Below are 19,079 nucleotides of genomic sequence, written 5' to 3'. Positions count from 1 at the left end.
TTTTACCAGCGTCTTTTAACCGCAACTATCACGGATCATGCCGGGAATGAAGCCGATACATTTGAAGCAGAGTTTGACGATAGTGGCAATGATTTAGAGGTTCCCTCAAGCAACAGTGCGCTACAGGTGATCTTTGGTTATGAGAACAGCATCAGTGCCTTTATGGGGTGTTTTGTTGTCGAATCGGTTGTAAGTTGTGGTGGCAGTGATGGAGAAATCTTGCGCCTTTGTGGCAAAAGCGCCTCGATGCGCAAAGAGCTCAAAGAACAGGTGAGTGAGCATTTTGATCACAAAACTGTTGGGGAGATTGTTGAGACACTTGCCAAACGCCATGGCTATCAAGCAAAGGTCAGTCCCCAGTTCACTCAACAAACTTTGCCTTATGTGATTCGTACAGATCAATCGGCGGTTGATTTTTTAACCCGTCTTGCGGACCGCATGCGGGCGCGTTTTTTGATCAAGGACAATAAGTTTTTGTTTTTAAGCGGAGATAATTTACCAGCACTCGACATCCATAAGCATGACTGTTCCAACTGGGAATTCACATTAGAACCACGCACGCAATATGGCACCATTGAAGCTTCTTATTTTGATCGCTCAAAAGGGCAGCAATGCCAAGTCAAACATCAGACAGGGTTTAGCGGTCCCGTGCGGCGTCTTCGCAGTTGTTATCCATGTCAAGAGGAAGCACGAGCTGCTGCTGCTTCCGAGTCGGACAGGTTGTGTCGTACTGTGGGCAGTGGTTCTTTGACCCTTGAGGGGCGTCCCGAAATCATGGCGGATCAACCTCTCATCCTTCAAGGGTTTCGTGGGCAAATCAATGGTCCATGGAAAGCCGCGACCGTCACCCACCGCTATGAAAAACAAAGCGGATACACCACAGAAATCACACTCGAGGTACCAAACAAGGGAAAAGAGGCAGGAGAAAAGGAAACCTCTGAGTGACAGAAAATCAAAGGGACAACTTGACCCTTTGATCGGTCGTGATGAGGAATAGGTGCAACTTGCACCAATTGCATGAGTACAGCAATAGGGTATTGTTTACCCAATTCCTCAAAGGAGCAATGGTGCAAACATTGCACAATTGCATACTGAAGAGCAATTTGGTCAAGTTGACCGAATTCCTTAAACGCTTCTCTTATTTAATAATGTCCTGAATAATGTGCTTAGGATACAGAAAAATCATCAGTCAATTTATGCTAAAAGAAGTCATACCATCTTATATACGCTGCTTCTCAAATAATACGATTCCAACTCAATGATTGATCATCAAAAATTGCGATTTTGAGCAGAAAAGAAAAAGAGGCTTTAAATGATCTTTGAAAGGTCTTTGAAGACCCTTTGAGAACCCCTTAAAAACTCTTTGAAAAAAAATAAATTGGTACAAAACCTAGTGGCAAATTATACAAAACCTGCTGGCAAGCTACAGGCAAGCTACACTGCTGGCAAGCTACAGCTACACTGGCTGGGGAACTTGGATTCGAACCAAGATTGACGGAGTCAGAGTCCGCTGTTCTACCATTAAACTATTCCCCAATAAGCCAATTTTACCATTTCTAGCAGATTCTATAGTGTAGGCAAGTGCAAAAAATCTTTAGATTATCGATAATAAAGAGCGATAGGGATATCATTATAATCCCAGTAGTGGCGGTCTCAATATTTTAGCATATAGCAATAAGCGAATAAAAACATATAAATAGAGCACACCGCGAACGGAGGCATCACAAACTCTTGTTGAAATATTCTCTAATAGGTATATGCCTGTCAGGCAACAGCTACTAAATCATGGAGAATTTATGAGTAATATCCCTACTTATCCTGTTACCCCAAACCTACAGTTGGTATACGTCTCAAACATAGAGTATTCTACGGCTTTTTACAAATTCATCTTCAAGAAAGAACCTGTGTTTACCTCGCCACGCTATGTTGCATTTGCTTCTTCGGGGGATGCTCTCTTTGCTCTCTGGTCTGGGGGCGATACGCCTGAGGAAAATGCACCTCGTTTTTCAGAAATCGGCATTATGTTGCCTACTGGAGAGGACGTAGATAAGCTCTATGCGGAATGGAAAGAGCAAACCACTGTTGAGATAAATGTTTTGAAGGAACCGTATACTGATGTATTTGGACGTACCTTCCTAATCAAAGATCCAGACGGACATATTATTCGTGTTTGTCCACTGGATTAAAAAGCTTGAGATCTGATCTTTAATTGTCTGAATTATAATACCTGAATTATAATAATTGTCTGTTTCCAAAACCTATAAGCTATGCAAGCTAAGAGGCTTACTTACGACGCGTGGCTTATCCGTTCGGTGCTGTTCCACTATATTCAGCCCCACAACCTGCCTGTTTCCACAGGCGGTCTAATTGGCTTGGACATCAGTCGGCGTTATTGCATGGCCAGCGATCAGTACTTGTAAAATCATAGAAGCTATCCCTTATCGCCTTATGTGGAGTCTTTTGTTGGAATGGGAGGAATATTTTTTACAAGGAAATTGATATCTTTATGAAGTTAAAAAGGTTTTGTACATAAAAACTAATAAAATCAATATATTAAGTGCAGTTATTTTGTATGAATCCACTTAAGAATCCCTACTTTTATGCATGTTTGAATTGATCATTTTTTATATAAGATTGCCATGGATGTATAGACTATAAAAAGCAAATCATGATGCAAATACTATAACGCATGGGTGCATTCAAATGAAATGAAAAGCGGTTATCATTCATAACGTATCATAAATTTTATGATACGTTTTTATCACAGCACAAATCACATTGTTTTAAATTTCAGTTGTTTGGAATTATCGATAACATAAATTGCATACGTTTAAGAATGGGATGTGTTTTGCTCTTTATTTGAGTGCAACCTTAAAAGGAATAATCGTTTGAAACGATCATAAGCTTATAGATTGAGTTCATAAAGATTGCATAAAAGAATTTAAAGACAAGATCATTTTTAAAAACACTTACTAAAAAGTTAGTAAATGATAGGCAGGCATTATATAGATACTATCATCACAATATAGAATGAAAATCACAATGTTATGTCTTATGAAATTGAAAGCCTTTTAATGATATAACGCAAGCAAGTGAGAAAAAACGTTTAAAAGTTACAGTTTAAAAATATGAAACCAAATGAGTGCTCCCCAAATTTTGGAGGCACCTATTGAAAAAAATGAGGCAGCAAAATTCAAAACCATTGTAACATCTAAGGTATGGGATTTTATTCAATTTTGAGTCAAAAGCTATAATGTTTAAAGATGGCTATTCTAAAGATAACGCCTCCAAAATTGGAGTGGTTAATTTTGCCAACTCAAATTTGAGCTGGTTAATTTGCAAAGAAGTTACATTTGAGTGCAAAATGAAAAGATACTTATGAAAGCCTTATTGAGAAGACATTCATTTAAGATGCATTTTCTTTTGATTGGATTGATAAAGTTACCAAGCGTTTATAGATTCTATAATGCTAATGAATGATATCAAAATCATAGCTATCATTTACGTTTCTTTTGATAAGTTTTCATATTTCTAAATAGAGCACTTGCAATATGATACGTTTTGTATATATGAATTTATTACTCCATTGTGGATGATTCATTTGAATCTTATAATCAATATCTGAAAGCCGCGTCATATCATTTGGCTCGGCTTTCTTTTTTGAATTCTCTCTTTAGATAGGTTTATAGCTATTAGATAAGGCTTTCCCATAAACAGAGCCAGATATACGTGTATTACTATGGAAAGGATTTATTTGCGAGAGGATTACCAGACAATGTTTGCTTTGCTTGCGCAAGAGAAAAATTCTTCTCTCTCAATGATGTGTCTCAGATCCGAAAAATATTTAGCCAATTTAATATAAAAGGGGTTGCCACATCTTATACATGTGGTTCAAAGAATCCGCACCGGCTCAAGAGCTTATCATCTCAAATTGCAATTTTTAGAGGAAGAGAAAATATGCATTAAAGGGATTTTAAATAACCCTTGAAAGTTTTGCAGATCCTTTGAAAAAAATAAATTGATGCAAAACCTGCTTTCAAATTATACAAAACCCGATGACAAGCTACAATCATTAAATACTGGCTGGCATTAAATACTGGCTGGGGAACTTGGATTCGAACCAAGATTGACGAAGTCAAAGTCCGCTGTTCTACCATTAAACTATTCCCCAATAAGCCAATTTTACTATCCCTAGCAGATTCTATAGTGCATGCAAGCGCAAAAAATCTTTATGATTATCGATAATAAAGAGCGATAGGGATGTCATTAATTGTTTTGATTTGAATATCGACATCATAAATGTCTTTAAGAATTTCTGGTTGCATAATTTCTTTTGGAGTCCCACAATAGGCCGCTTTCCCATTTTTCAATGCAACAATCATATCTGAGTAAGATGAGGCAAAATTAATATCGTGCATAACAATAAGAATGGTTTTTTTCAGTTCATCAGCTGTGCGGCGTAACTGCTTCATCATAGAAACTGCATGTTTCATATCCAGATTGTTTAATGGTTCATCTAAAAGAAGATAATCAGTGTCTTGGCAGATAACCATGGCTATAAAAGCGCGTTGACGCTGACCGCCAGAAAGTTCATCTAAAAAACGGTCTTTTAAATCTTGTAAGCCGAGATAGCGTAGCGCACTGTCGATAAATTGTTTATCTTCATGTGTATACCAGCCTTTTGAATAAGGATAGCGTCCGAAACTTACTAAATCGTACACGGTTAAGCGAAAAGACAAAGGATTTTCTTGACGCAGAATTGAGAGTTTTTGAGCCAAAATATCGTGGGGCATTTTATCAATATCAAAGCCGTCGATATGAATTGTACCATTATGGTGTGGCAAAAGACGTCTTATCAGCATTAAAAGAGTTGACTTTCCCGAACCATTGGGCCCAATGAGAGAAATAATCCCCCCTTTTGGAAGATGAAGGCATAAATTATCGATAATCAATCGTGCTCCGTAAGCCTTGGAAAGATGATTGATCTCAATCATTTTAGTTTTCCCTTCATCAGTAACATTAAGAAAACAATACCCCCACAAAACTCAATGATAAAACTTAAACGCCCTGCCATATGAAAAATTTGTTCTAAAATAAATTGTCCCCCCACCAAACAAATAATCGCTAACAATATTGCAATCGGCACAACAACACTGTGTTTTGCTTGAGGAGAAAGTTCATAGGAAAGGTTGGCAACTAACAGTCCAAAAAAGGTGACGGGGCCTACTAATGCGGTGGAAATGGATACGAGAATGGAAATAAAAATAAGGACAGCTGTTGCACTTTTGTGGTAATTAACGCCAAGATTGAGGGTATTTTCACGTCCTAAAGCCAAGATATCAAGAAGATGACGGGAATGCCATCCAATCAGACTCACAATGAAGACAATGATTGTGGCAAAGCCTATTAACGGTGTATTAAATTTATTAAAATTTGCAAACATAATATCGGTTAAATTCATCATTTGGTCTGGATTTAGTTGCAATTGCATAAACATCCGTAAACTGAAAAAAAATCCGCCTAAAACAACACCGATTAAAAGCGTCAAATGAAGTCCTTTTAGGCTTCCTGAAAAGAGCCAGCGAAAAAGGCTTATTGAAAAAAGGATAAGAATGAGGGCTTCAAGAACAAGCTGTCCTTCTTCATTCAAAAAGGGCAAAGAAAGAGAGCCTACAAAATACATTAGGGCAGTCTTTATTAAAATATAAAGCTGATCAAATCCCATAATTGAAGGAGTAAGAAGACGGTTATTAACGATTGTTTGAAATAAAACCGTGGAAACGCTTATTGCATAGGCAATAAGAAGTAGAGAGGAAAGTTTTGTAAGACGAAATTTCCATGTATAAACATTGATATTCCACGTCATGTAAAGACTAATGACAGTGCATGCTATGATGATAAGTGTTGTTAGTACACATATTGTTTTTCTTCTTCTATCCAAGACGCTTTCTCCAGCGTAAAAGCAGTATCATAAAAATAAAACTACCGATTACACCCATTATGGTGCTGATGGGAATTTCAAGAGAGGGATGAATTATTCGTCCTAAAAGATCACAAATCAAGACCAATCCTGCACCGCTGATGGCCACCCAAGGAGCGGTATAGCGCATATTATCTCCCATGAAACTTGAAACAATATTTGGAATAATCAACCCAACAAAAGGGATACGGCCAATGGTACAGACGACAACAGCGGTAATTGAGGCGACAATAAAAAGACCAAAAAACATGACAACACGATAATTCAATCCAAGGTTATTGGTTAAATCTTCTCCCAAACTTGCAACCGTAAAGCGATCAGCAGTACAATAGGCCAGAATACAAAGGGGAAGGGATAGCCATAAGAGTTCATATTTTCCTTCAAGAACCATCGAAAAACTGCCAAATAAGTAAGCTTGAAGAGAAGGAAGTAACATTTCATAATCTGCAATGGCATTGGTTAAAGAGCCAATAATATAGCTTAGCATAATCCCTGTAAGGGGGACAATGAGAGCAGATTTTAGAGGAATGCGTCGCAATAAAAACATAAAAAGTAAAGTGCCTGCCATGGCAAAGATTGTCGCAACGACCATTTTTCCTAAAACAGGAACATCGGGCAAAAAAATCATAATAAAAAGAATGCCAAGGGAAGCAGATTCAATGGTTCCAGTGGTTGATGGCTCGACAAAGCGATTGCGTGTCAATAGTTGCATGATCATACCTGAAAGTGCAAGTGCTGCGCCTACTAAAAGGATTGCAATGGTACGAGGAAGACGTGTTTGCCAAAAAATAAGCCACGCATGGGGATCGGCTGCGAATAGGTCAGAAGGTGTGACATCAGAATAACCAACAAAAATGCTGAGGATCGACAGGAAAATTAGAAGTGTTATGGTTATCCAGTAATTCTTCACGTTAAATCATTTTCTAACAAAATCTAAAAAAAGCAAAGACTGCTTAATAAACAACCTCTGCTTTTAAATTTTATTTATATAGCAAGCAAGCTCTTTTGTACGCTTATTTGCTCTTTGTAAAGGCTTCATTGATCTGCTGTGCGGTTTCAATGAGCGCCGTTAAACCACCATTTGCACGATACCAGCTCCAAGAGTCCAAATAAATAATTTGGTTTTGTTTGCTTGCTGTTGTGCGGTGAACAAGCTCATTGTTGAGCAATTGTGCTGCGGATTGTCCTTCCCGTCCAATGGCTGCATCGCGATCAATCACTAACAACCAATCAGGATTGGTTTCAAGAATGAATTCAGGAGAAATGAGTTGTCCATGTTTTTGCACGGTAAGTTTATCGGTTGCAGGGGCAATTCCAAAAGCGGAGTGAAAAATATCGAAACGTGATTTTGGTCCGAAAGCACTGATTTTTCCACCAGAGGTCATGAGTATGAGCCCGGTGCCTTTTCCTTGGGTATTTTTACGGACTTCAGCAAAAGCTTCATTGATTTTTGCAATTTCCTTTTCTGCTTCTTGTGTTTTACCAAAAATTTTTCCAAGGATAGACACATTTCGTTTTATATCTTCAAGAGAATTTTCGTTTTCTACGGTTAGATCAATTGTTGGGGCTATTTTGGATAAGTCTTTATATTTTGCTTGAGTTCTGGAGGAAATAATAATCAAATCGGGTTGAAGAGTGGCAATTTTTTCATAATCTGGCTCAAAAACGGTTCCAATTCTTTCATATTTTGCATCGTCAAATTGTTGCAGATAGGAAGGTTTTTTTCCTTCAGGAAGGCCGATAACTGCTTGGATACCAAGGCGATTCATATTATCTAGCGAGGCAAGATCAAACACAACAACCTTTTGCGGAGAAGTGGGAACAGAAGTCGTGCCTGAAACATGATCAATTGTTATATTTGTCTGGGTACTCGTATTTGCAATACTCGTATGCGTCCACAAAATCGTTGCAAAACTAATTGCAACCAGTAAAACAGAAGTCATCCATTTCATATATTTTATCATCGTGATTTTATCCTTTTATCTAATATTACAAAGGTTTGCGCACTTAAAAACTTAACTTTGGTATTTTTATGCACAAAATGAAGCGTAAATAAATAACACTATGTTGTAAAGTTGACTGACATATGTTACAAACCGTTCACTTACCTCATTTTCACTTAATTCTAGTGTTTTTGCAACATTATTTAGAAAGTTTGACATATGATCAATGTATTTAAAAAGCGTACACGTTTGTACGCACTGACAACAAGTGCTTTCTTCTTTTTACAAGGTGTAGATGTTTCTATGGGGAGTGGTTGGTTCTCATCATACTTTCCTTCAGTTTCATTGCCATCATTATCATCATTTACCTCTTTAATTGGAGGGTCGAGCACAGGGGCTATAACACCACCCGGAGGAGTGGAGGTTTCTGGAAGAGCAGAACCTAGAGTCGGTAATCCTGTTGGTAGTGGTTCTGCTCAGCCTCAGCCTCAGCCTCAGCCTCAGGCTCAGGCTCAGATTGTGCCTGTTTTAAATCACATTCGACCTATTAGTGCTTGTCATTCTAGAAAGAATAATATTTTTGTTCCTGGCATGATACGGAATGTTGCAGATAGTAGTGTTCGTGTTGCGAGTGGTGCAGGTGCAGTACCTGGTGTTGCGAGTGGTGCAGGTGCAGTACCTGGTGTTGCGAGTGGTGCAGGTGCAGTACCTGGTGTTGCGAGTGGTACAGGTGCTGTGCCAGGGGTCCCAGGTTCAGGTGTCCTATCTACTCCTAGTTCAGGCGTCTTATCTACTAGGATGGAAACAGTAGTAAATGTGCCGCAAGCAGGTGTACCAGCTGGCTTTGATGGCTCATTAGCTCTTGTACAAGATACTTTATTATCAGGTAATATAGCAGGAGGAGGATTAAACACTGTAAGTCAACAAAGACCAAAGGCTATATCAGGTGTTGCGAGTGGGGCAGATACAACGAATCTGCCTGCTATTCCAGGTGTTGGTCCAGGTACTATATCAAATGGTGCTTTGAATAGTATGCCAGGTGTTCCAGGTACAGGCGGTGTATCTACTAGGAAGGCAAGAGCAACAAGAGCAGAAAATGTGGAGGCAAAAGAAGCAAAAACAGCAATAGCAAGTGGGAAGAGAGCACGTGATGGGCATGCAGGTGTGCCAAGTGGAGTAGGTGGAGAGTTAGTTAGATTACTAGATGTTCCAAGAAATGTAGATACTTGGACATTATTTAATATTCCGAAAAAAGATAGTTTAGCTGAAACATATTTTCCAGTGGGGGAAGAGGCGCTAAGAGTACAAAAAGCGAGTGCAGATGGTCTTATTGGTATGCCAGGTATATCAAGTTTTGTATTGAATTCTTTAACACCTGATAGAGCAGGTTTTTTTGTGCCTGGTGTGAGTGTATCTACACCGGTTGGTGATGGTGTTGGGGCTCTAGAATTTATAGATTCTGTGGAGGCAGGTAAAGGATTGGCTGATTTACTCAATGGTGATCAGCGAATATATGGATCTATTTCCTGTGATCAGTCGGGAGTATATGCTCTAATAGGGGGGACTATTATAGCGGATCAAGGTGAGAGCGCTGTAAATGTGGAATCTCCCCTTGATGATGGGAAAGTAGTTGTTAATTTGGACGAAGTATCCATTGAAAGTATGAATATTGGGAAAGAACTTTCTGAAAGTTTATCTGCAGTAGGTATACAGGATTATAAAGTAGGTATAGAGAACATAGGTAGTTTATATATTCATGATCCGCTTTATGTTGGTGTATATGTCGGAGATTCTGCTTCAAATATGGGTGCGGAGGTTAAATTGAAAAACTCAAATATTCAGGGTTTTTTTATTGGGCTTCGGGCTGAAGAGACTGGAAAGATCACAATGGTGGGGGGAGGAATCAGAGATGCGTATATAGGTGCTCTTGCTAGTGATAATGGGTGGATTGTTTTAGAGAATGTAGATATTAATGTTAAAAGAATCGGTTTAGTTAGTTTGGGTCCATCCGTTATCGAGATGAGGTCTGGAGCAATTACCGTGAAAGAGGGTGGAATAGGAGTTATCTCTACAAAAGAGGGGACTGTTCTACTAGACGGGACGGTTATCAATGTTGCTGAGGAACCAAAAACTACAGAAGTTGGTACTTCGGAGACGAATATAGGTTTATTGTCACTTGGAGGTACTATTTCCTTTAAAAATGGAAAACTTAGAGCTCCTAATACTATTGCATTTTTGGTAAGTGATAGCTTTAAGAATAATATCTCTGGAGCTTCTAATAGAGTAGAAGCGGAGAGTGAGGGTGGCAATGATACGCAACAGGATTCTGACGCTAATAGTGATTCTTTCGTTGGTGAGGTCATCTCTATTGAATCTAGAGATGGCGCTGTCCTTAATAATATTGGTTCCGCGTATTTTGAGGCTTTATTCCCTATAGAGAATTTTTTAGGAAGCGGTGCAGATTCTGGAAGTACTAGTGCACCATCTGGAGCTGGCGCTGGAGATTCTGCAGTGGTGGCGTCTGAGCCAGATGCAAACTCTAGAGTTGTCAACTTAATAGTTTCTGATATTCAAAATTCAACCGTTAAAGTTGAAGGTAAGTCTTATGGTGTATTTTTTGGTGATATACCTTCGAATGTGAGGAGAAAAAATGATCAAACGAGTGTGAGACAAGAAAGTGGTCAAAATGTAGGTCAAAATCTGAGAGAGGGTGGAATAAAAGATGATGGAGATAGTTTGCATGCAGTTCTTTTGAAAAATACGGTTTTCAGAGTTCCTAATGGTGTGGTCATTTATGGTAACAGTTTGGATGGGTACGTCGTTGTAAAAGATGACTCAACTCTTTCGGGTGATTTAGTGTTGAAAGCTGAAGAGGGGTCGCATTTGTCGGTTTTTGTTGAAGACTCTGTCGTCATGGGGGGAGCTCACGTTGATAAAAAATCTCAAGCTAGGCTTTTTCTATCTGGGGGATCAGAGTGGTATTTAACAAAGAATCTGCATAATAGTTTGGAAAATTCAAATACGGGTTGTGTAGATTCATGTCTTTCGTCTATGAATCTTGTAGATAGTAATGTTAGATTTTTTACTTCTTTGAAAAATGAAAATACATCTAATAAAGATATTGAGTATCGAACCCTTCGCATAGGAGATGGGGATGGAACAGTTTATAGTGCTGCTTCTGCCGCTTCTGGTGCTACAATTTACTTCAATGCAAATTTGATGCCTAGCAATACAGAAAATTCTCAAATATCTGACAGATTGTTGATTCATGGTGATGTTTCTGGAAAAACAATGGTAGTTGTGAATGATACTTCTGATGGTATATCACAAAGTCAGGATACACCTCATAGCATTTCAATTATTCAGGTTTTTGGAAATGCAGAGAGGGATTCTTTTAAGCTGAAAGGTGATTATATTACACGAGAAGGGTTACCTTATAAGTATGTTCTTCGTGCTTATGGTCCAACTACTCCTCCGAAAATGCAGTATTTTGATAAGACATTACTTAAAAATAGTAGAAGTGTTTGGGATTTTCGTTTAGAAAATGAATATTTTATACCTCTCGTTTCTGCTTATACTGCTACTGCTAATTTTCAACCTATTTTTAAGGCTAAGCCACTTGTTGCAGTTGATTCTACTGATGCTTCTACTGAAACTGCAATAAATACTAATGCTGACACTGGTGCTGGTGAAGTAAATAGTGAATCCATAACTCCTCCTGTATCTGGGGAATCTGCATCTGTAGTCTCTGTTCAAGGCAATTCACTTTTGAGATCTGAAACATCTGACGAATTTTATGAAGATGATGATGACGAAGATTTTACGGAATCTGAAACATCTGAGGTTGTAGTGCATACCTTTTTACCTGTTACTCCATCTCCATCATCTGTTACTCCTTCTTTATCCAGAAATTTGGCACCTTTAGTACCTCCAAGAGTTAATTTAAGTGGGAGATCTGATACAGGTAGAGGACCTGTAATATCTGCCGATGAAATTTTTGTAACACCTGGGGATCATATTGTATCTAAGAGGCCATCACCTATAAAATCAGCTGCTGCTATGAAGGCTGCTATGAATGCTTCTGTTCCTGTTGTTTCTGAGGTAGCTGTTATATCTTCTAATGGAGTTTCTGCTATGAAGCCTTCTACTTCTGAGATATCTGCTATATCTAATGGAGCTTCTGCTGTGCAGCCTTCTACTTCTGAGATATCTGCTATATCTTCTAATGGAGTTTCTGCTATGAAGCCTTCTGCTCCTGAGATACCTGCTATATCTAATGGAGCTTCTGCTATGCAGCCTTCTACTTCTGTGGTTTCTGAGATAGCTGTTATATCTTCTAATGGGGCTTCTGCGAATGCTTCTTCTCCTGTGGTTTCTGAGACATCTGCTGTATCTTCTAGAGCTGTTGGGCGTGTTCTTATGCTTAGTCGTACTGGTAATGGAGATGTTTCTTCTAAGGAAACGGTTTCTTCTACATGTGATGATATGAATAATGGTGAGAAGGGATCACAGACTACTTATTTGTGTAGAGATGGTAAATCGCGGACAATAACAGGGAAGACACTGAAGGTAAGTGATAAAACTCAGCATCCTATGCATGCAAAAAATCAGGATACGGTTATTAAGTTAGAGGGAGCCACAATTAGTGGTGCGGATTTTTCTGATAGCAAAAATAATGTTGATTTTAATGAAATATATGCCGTGAGTGCTGTGCTTGCAGAAGAGGGGGCAGAAGTTGTTTTGGATAATAAATCAACAATTACCTCTTCTGTGATTGGGCTTGAAGCGCAAAGTGGCGGGAAGGTTACAATGCATGCTGGAACAGTCAATGCGCGTTATGTAGGCGCTTTGGCGGGTTCTGGATCATCTGTTAATTTAAAGGATACGAAAATTAACGTAACGGGGGATTTAGCTGTGGCTGGTTTGGCGAGTCAGGCTGGTGAGGTAACTATGGACTCTGGAACGGTTATGCTGACAAATGGAGTGGCTGTGAGATCAGAAGCACGGGGACGTGTAAGATTAAACAAAGTTAATATTACTGCGAAAAAGGAAGCAGGAAAGTCGAATTCTACAGAGAAATTTGGACGTGCAGCTTTTTTGGTGAGTGATAATGCTTCTGTTGATTTTAAGAATGGAAATGTTGTTACTGATGCTCATGGTTTGTGGATTATAAAGTCTGATGATAATGTGGTTGAGACCGGCTCTTCCAGGAGAAGGAGATCTTCTGACGTTCGTCCTACTATGAATCACGTAAATATCGAGTCTTCTACTGTTAAAGTGGAAGGTGACGGAGTCTACGGCATATATTTTGATGGGGGAACACAGAAGGAAGCGAGTCAACAAAATCGAAGTCAGGATTTAACAACTGAGAAAACAAATGTTGTTAAGCGGAGTACTGTGTCCAAACAGGAAAAAACGCCTATAGGCATAACAGGGACAGTTTCGTTGAAAAAAACTGATTTTGAAGTTGCAAATGGTATAGCTATCTATGGTAATAATTCTGGTGGTCATGTTTCATTAGAAAATAAAACAACTCTTGCTGGTGACTTGTTATTAAAAGCCGAGAATGATTCGAACATATTGGTTTCAGTTGATAATTCTATTGTTACAGGCGGTGTTCGCGTTGATAAAAATTCTTATGCAAAATTAGACTTGGCTAATAATTCACAGTGGATTCTAAAAAGAAGTGCACAGAGGAATTTGGGGACTCTAGATTCAGGATGTGTGGATTCATGCATTTCTTCTGTAAGTCTTGTAAATAGTGCTATTGATTTTGCACCTTCGGAATCTGAAGGAAAATATCAGACTCTCCATATTGGAAATGGGAAAGGAACTGTTTATGCGGCACAGGGTAATGCTGTAATTCATCTCAATGCACGTTTAAATCCTCGTGATCGGAGTGATCAGCAAGTCACTGATCGGCTTGTCATTCATGGTGATGTTTCTGGAAAAACAAAAATACATGTACGAGGTGATGCGGGCAATGTAGGAGATGGTAAAGCGAATGCCAAGATTGCTCATACTGTTTCAATTATTCAGGTCTATGGTCAAGCGAAGAAAGACTCTTTCCAACTCGATGGCAATTATGTTGCACTGAGAAACTCACCTTACAAATACACCCTTCGTGCTTATGCTCCAGAAGCGACTTCGAAACAGGAGCATGTTCAGCAGAAATTTGTTAAGGATGGTGGAGAATTTTGGAATTTCCGTTTAGAAAATCAGTATGTTAAGTCTGTTGGATCTGCTGCCCTTCCTGAACAATTTGTAAGGTCTGTTGTTCCACAGGTTCCAACTTATCTCAGCTTGCCTAATAGTGTATTCCACGCTGGTTTAATGGATATTAGCAATCAAAATAAGCAATTGGAGACGTTGCGGATGACTTCTACAGGAATGGTAGAGGTTCGTGAAAATCCCGCTTTATACTTGCGCGGCTATGGTGGAAGTTACCGTTATGCTTCAGATCTTTCCGCACTTGAATATGGTTACGGAGGTGATCTTAGTTATAATGGTGTAGAGGCAGGTGTTTTGCTGCAAACTATTGAAAATGCTGACAGTGCTATATCCTTTGGCGTTATGGGAACTTATGGAAAACTTTCTCTGCAGCCTGTGAATGTTGAGTACAGTCAGAAGAGTGCATTTGATAAATGGACTGCTACGGTATATGGTAGCATGCAGCATAATGTTGGCTTCTATGTCGATGGTCTTTTATCCTATGGTCTGTTCAAAGGTGATGTTCTCACCCTTGCACGGGGTAAAACAGCAACATTAAAAGGTAATCCTTTGAGTGTTTCTTTAGCTGGTGGTCAGACAATTATGACAGGATATAAGGGCTTTGTCTTTGATCCGCAGGTTCAGGTTGTGTATCAACATCTCCGGTTTGATAAGGCCCGTGATATCGACAATTTTAATATTGAAATGGGTAACCTTAATCAGTGGGTAGCACGTGTTGGTGGACGTTTAACCAAGATTCCTACAGGTTCTGAAGGCGTGGATGCTGTTGCTTTCTATGGTAAGCTTTATCTTGCTCATGGTTTTGAAGGAAAACAGTCTGTGCATTTCAATGATGCTTTCAAGTTAGGAGCTTTTGGTTCTTCTCTAGAGGCTGGATTAGGTTTTAATGCCAAATTGTTGCCACAGTTCTCTCTGCATGCTGATATTCTCTATCAACATAAGCTTAATAAGGCTGGTTTTTCGGGAACAAGTTTTTCCGGAGGAATACGTTATCAGTTTTAATATAAGGTACACTATGTACCTTTTTAGAAAAGGCAGCACATTGTGCTGCCTTTTTTCTTTGTAACAACTTGTGTTGTCTTTAAAAGATTTTCGTCTTCTTGATTGAGCAAAAAAAACATAGTTTTTTGTGTATGAGAGCACTTTTCTCCGCTAAAGCGAATTTTCTTAAAATTTATGCTGCTACTGATGCGATAGAGTGCTTCGCTTTTATCGGCTTTTTAAGCGTTCAGCAGACAGGTATGCGTTACGTTATCCTTTTTAGTACTGTATTGATATTATCTAATATAATATTTGATGTTTTCTAAAGCTCGTTTTTGAGAGTTTGTTTTTTACGGATTTAAATCATTGTTTCATTCATCTCCTTGTGGATTAATTTTTAAAGTTCACAAGGCTAGATTGTGTTTTTAATTAATTGCACGCACTGGTTTCATTTTTTCTTTACACGAAATACAGAATGCATTATACACTTATAAATTGTGTTTTGTTGTTATTCTCTTATAGATGGTTTTTAGCGTAGAGCTTTTGCCAAATTTATTGGGATAATTCATTGCACAGTTCAAATAAGCATGAGGCATGTTCTTTTGTTACACTTTTCGTATTTTTGAGGTGTGCAAGGGGGTGTTTTGTAAGTGCTTTTGTTTTTAATGAGAGGGGAAGGAAAGTTTCGAGGGAACTATGATTAAAGTTTTTAGAAATCATGTATGTTTATGTGCTTGTACAACAGCTATCCTCTCTTTGCTTCAAAATGGAAGAGAAGTGTATGCGGCTGCAGAGGGGAACGGTAAACCTTATGTTATAACTGTTACTCCGATTAACGGTATTAGTGTTACTTCTGGTTCTCATCTTAGTGGGAATAATGTGCATAAGTCTCCTCTTAGTGGAGAGAGTGGGCAGAATAATCATTATATTTTTTATCAGATTCCTGTTGGCAATAACGATGAGGGTATTCGTGGGGGAAGTGATTATCGTGGGTTGAGTGGAATGGAGGGATCGAATAATGGTCATATAGATAACTCTGTTAAAGATGCAGGCTTTGATGAAAGAGGTATAAAGCGTGGGTTTTATTACTATAATGGGTTGTATTATATATGCGATAATTGCGGGGAGTCTAAAGGGAAGCCTAAAATTGATAATAAATCTTATAAGATTACGAATGAAAACGTTTCCAATTATCCTGAAAATCCTACTGCTATAACGGTGAAAGGAATAGGTACAGAAGTTCGCGGGAAGGGTGTAACGGTTAGTAGTCAAGTTGCTGATAAAACTTTTCTAGTAGGGGTGCATGTATTAGAGAACGGTAAGATTGTTTTGGAAGATCCGATTATCAAAGGCACAGTTATAGCCCTTCGTGCGAGTGATGGCGTGATTGAGATAAAAAATGGAAAGATTGAGGGAAGCCATGAGGGTGTTGATGCAGCAGAGAAATCGTTTGTTCTTTTAGAAGATACAGAAATTAAGACAGCTAATGGGAATGCAAGTCTTTTAAGTTATGATCATTCAGAAATTTGGATGTCAGGTGGATCAGTTGATTTTATGAACAGCCATGGGATTTCTTCGATGTTAGGTGGAAAAGTAAATCTCGAGAATGTTAAAATTACTGGGAAGGGTGATAAAGGTAAGGATCGTGCGGTTGTGCATATGGATTTAGGGGGGGCTGTTAATTTAGAGGGTAATATTGTTAGTACTGGTGGGGGTATCCATGGCATATTATTAGAAAATATAGTCAATTCTATTCCTCTTCAGGAAGTTAAAGATTTATCAAATGAGGATTCTGATTCAAAGATTCCTGTGACTGAAGTTAATATGAAATCCTCTTCTGTTACCGTAAATGGTAAGGGATCTTATGGTATCTATTTTCGGGGAGAGAAGCCATGGAGTGAAGGTGGGGATAAAAAAGAAGAAATTTCATCAGAGGAAGAAAAAGTTCCACCACGATTAGAAGTTGTTAATTTGGATAAAACAGAGTTTTCTGTTTTAGACGATGCGGCTCTTTATGGTAAAAACATGATTTCTGGTGCGGTGGGGTTGGTACACAGCACTCTTCGTTCAGGGAATTTTTTATTAAAAGCTGAGGAAGGTGCTTCTATAACAGTTTTGGCGGATGCTTCTACTCTTGAGGGTCGCACACACGTTGATAAAGACTCTAATGCTGAGCTTTATTTGGGAGGCCGTTCTAAATGGATTTTACAACAACCGTTGCAAAAAGATCAACACGAGGCTGCACATGATTCTTCTATTTCACTCGTGAGTCTTATGGATGAGAGCTCTATTAATTTTAAAAGACACGAATCTTCTTCTGTTGATGATTATCAAACCCTTCGTATTGGAAAGGGAAAGGGTGAAGTTTATAGAGTACGGGATGGTGCCTCTATTTCCCTTAATACATATCTGAATAGTGGTGGTGCTCTTAATCATCAAAAGACGGATCGTGTTTTAATTCATGGTGATGTTTCGGGAAAAACAAAGCTCCAAGTGCATGGAGTTGCAGGAAGTCCAGGAGGATATACGGGAAAGGGGGGGAATGCTGAAGGTATTTCAGTCATTCAGGTTTCTGGACAAGCAAAGCAAGATTCTTTTCAGTTGGAAGGTGGTTATGTAGCCTTAAACGAATTACCTTATCAGTATAAGCTTTATAGTTATGGTCCAGAATCTGAGTTTGGAAAAGCAAGTATGGATCAGAGATTAGTTGAAGGTAACGGGGAATTTTGGGATTTTCGCCTTGAAAGTAGGTCTATAGATTCTGATGTTCAACCTAAACCAGATCCTTCTCCTAAGCCAATTCCGGGACCAGAACCTTCTCCAGAACCAGCTCCGGAGCCTCATCCTCGTCCTAAGCCGGGCGTTAAGGCTGTTGTTCCGCAGGTTCCGACTTATCTCCTTTTGCCTAATGCCTTACGTCATATTGGTTTGATGAATGTTAACAATCAAAATAAGCGGTTAGAAGCTTTGCGAATTACTTCTGGGGGCTTATTAGAAAGTCGTGAAAATCCTCTCTTTTTTGTGAGCGGTTATGGCGGCAATCATCGTTATACTTCAAATCTTTCCACGCTTGAATATGGTTATGGCGGCGAGTTTGATTATAATGCACTAGAGGCAGGTGTTTTGCTGAAAGCAATCGAAAATATGTATGGTTCCACTTCTTTTGGAGTTATCGGGGCTTACGAGAGATTTTCTTTGCAACCTTTGAATGTTGAGCAGAGTCAAAAAAGTACATTTGATAAATGGTCAGTTACGGCATATGGTGGTATGCAGCATGATGCAGGTTTTTACGTTGATGGTCTTGTGTCTTACGGCTTGTTTAAAGGTGATGTTCTAACAACTGCACGTGGCAAGACGGCAACATTAAAGGGTTTCCCTTTAAGTGCTTCATTGACTGCTGGTAAAACGTTTATGGTGGGGGAGGACGGTTTTGTTTTTGATCCGCAAGTTCAGGTTGTTTATCAATATCTTCAATTTAATAAGGTGCGTGATGTGGATGGCTTTGATATTGATTTAGGAAAGCTTCATCAATGGATAGGGCGTGTTGGGGGGCGTTTAACAAAGAGGCTGGTCGTTACTGATGAGGCTCAAGTTATTTCTTTCTATGGCAAGCTTCATCTTGCTCATGGTTTTGAAGGAAAACAATTTGTGCATTTTAAAGATGCTTTCCAGCTAGGTGCTTTTGGTTCTTCATTAGAAACAGGATTAGGTTTTAATGCCCAATTGTCTCAAAAATTTGCGCTTTACGGCGATTTGGTTTATCAGCACAAACTAACGAAAGCTGGTTTTTCTGGAACGAGTTTTTCAGGTGGATTGCGTTATCATTTCTAGTGTTGTTCCTGTTTTTGATTAATCTTTCAAAAAAGCTACAAGTTATACTTGTGGCTTTTTTTTCATTATCTATTCATTTTGTGTTATAGCATTTTTACGAGAGTGTGACTTTG

9 protein-coding genes, 2 tRNA genes and 1 pseudogene are annotated in these 19,079 nt (G+C 38.8%); 6 read left to right on the top strand and 6 right to left on the bottom strand.

All coding sequences use genetic code 11. The features are described from left to right. Positions 1-945: phage late control D family protein (locus ACFINY_RS08040; protein WP_375700980.1), on the top strand; the 945-nt coding region annotated here is incomplete at its 5' end. Between the two features lie 517 nt (positions 946-1,462). Here ACFINY_RS08040 and ACFINY_RS08035 read toward each other — a convergent pair. Next, positions 1,463-1,536: transfer RNA gene (locus ACFINY_RS08035), tRNA-Gln, on the bottom strand. Positions 1,537-1,796: 260 nt separating this feature from the next. Here ACFINY_RS08035 and ACFINY_RS08030 point away from each other — a divergent pair. The 3 genes and pseudogenes from ACFINY_RS08030 to ACFINY_RS08020 all read left to right on the top strand — a co-directional run. Further along, positions 1,797-2,186, top strand: a complete 390-nt coding sequence (locus tag ACFINY_RS08030; protein WP_375612407.1) for a VOC family protein — start codon at positions 1,797-1,799, stop codon at positions 2,184-2,186. Positions 2,187-2,367: 181 nt separating this feature from the next. Next, positions 2,368-2,499 (top strand): hypothetical protein, encoded by a 132-nt coding sequence (locus tag ACFINY_RS08025; RefSeq protein WP_375612406.1) that lies wholly within the window; start codon positions 2,368-2,370, stop codon positions 2,497-2,499. Positions 2,500-3,738: 1,239 nt separating this feature from the next. Beyond that, positions 3,739-3,944, top strand: a pseudogene (locus tag ACFINY_RS08020) (DNA adenine methylase); the annotation flags it as partial. A gap of 153 nt (positions 3,945-4,097) precedes the next feature. Here the strand turns inward: ACFINY_RS08020 and ACFINY_RS08015 are convergent. The 5 genes from ACFINY_RS08015 to ACFINY_RS07995 form a co-directional block, all read right to left on the bottom strand. Then, positions 4,098-4,171: transfer RNA gene (locus tag ACFINY_RS08015), tRNA-Gln, on the bottom strand. A gap of 64 nt (positions 4,172-4,235) precedes the next feature. Then, positions 4,236-4,994: an ABC transporter ATP-binding protein gene (locus tag ACFINY_RS08010; RefSeq protein WP_375623948.1), complete on the bottom strand. Its 759-nt coding sequence runs from the start codon at positions 4,992-4,994 to the stop codon at positions 4,236-4,238. After that, positions 4,991-5,866 carry an iron chelate uptake ABC transporter family permease subunit gene (locus ACFINY_RS08005; RefSeq protein ID WP_375686228.1) on the bottom strand — a complete coding sequence of 292 codons (876 nt, stop codon included), beginning with the start codon at positions 5,864-5,866 and terminating at the stop codon, positions 4,991-4,993. The genes ACFINY_RS08010 and ACFINY_RS08005 overlap by 4 nt, the downstream gene beginning before the upstream one ends. A gap of 67 nt (positions 5,867-5,933) precedes the next feature. Continuing rightward, on the bottom strand, positions 5,934-6,890 hold the full coding sequence (locus tag ACFINY_RS08000) for an ABC transporter permease (protein WP_375651339.1): 957 nt from the start codon (positions 6,888-6,890) through the stop codon (positions 5,934-5,936). 103 nt (positions 6,891-6,993) lie between these two features. Continuing rightward, positions 6,994-7,944, bottom strand: coding sequence for a siderophore ABC transporter substrate-binding protein (locus ACFINY_RS07995; RefSeq protein ID WP_375612402.1), 951 nt, complete (start codon positions 7,942-7,944; stop codon positions 6,994-6,996). Positions 7,945-8,142: 198 nt separating this feature from the next. Here ACFINY_RS07995 and ACFINY_RS07990 point away from each other — a divergent pair, with 198 nt between their 5' ends. Continuing rightward, positions 8,143-15,156: an autotransporter outer membrane beta-barrel domain-containing protein gene (locus tag ACFINY_RS07990; protein WP_375700979.1), complete on the top strand. Its 7,014-nt coding sequence runs from the start codon at positions 8,143-8,145 to the stop codon at positions 15,154-15,156. Between the two features lie 675 nt (positions 15,157-15,831). Beyond that, entirely contained in the window at positions 15,832-18,966 is a 3,135-nt protein-coding gene (locus ACFINY_RS07985) for an autotransporter outer membrane beta-barrel domain-containing protein (RefSeq protein WP_375700978.1), read from the top strand. Positions 18,967-19,079 lie beyond the last annotated feature (113 nt).

It is taken from the genome of Bartonella sp. AA23NXGY (assembly GCF_042197165.1).
Classification (GTDB): domain Bacteria; phylum Pseudomonadota; class Alphaproteobacteria; order Rhizobiales; family Rhizobiaceae; genus Bartonella.
Note: the sequence above shows the minus strand (reverse complement) of the source record. Positions and strands in the feature narration are given on the sequence as shown.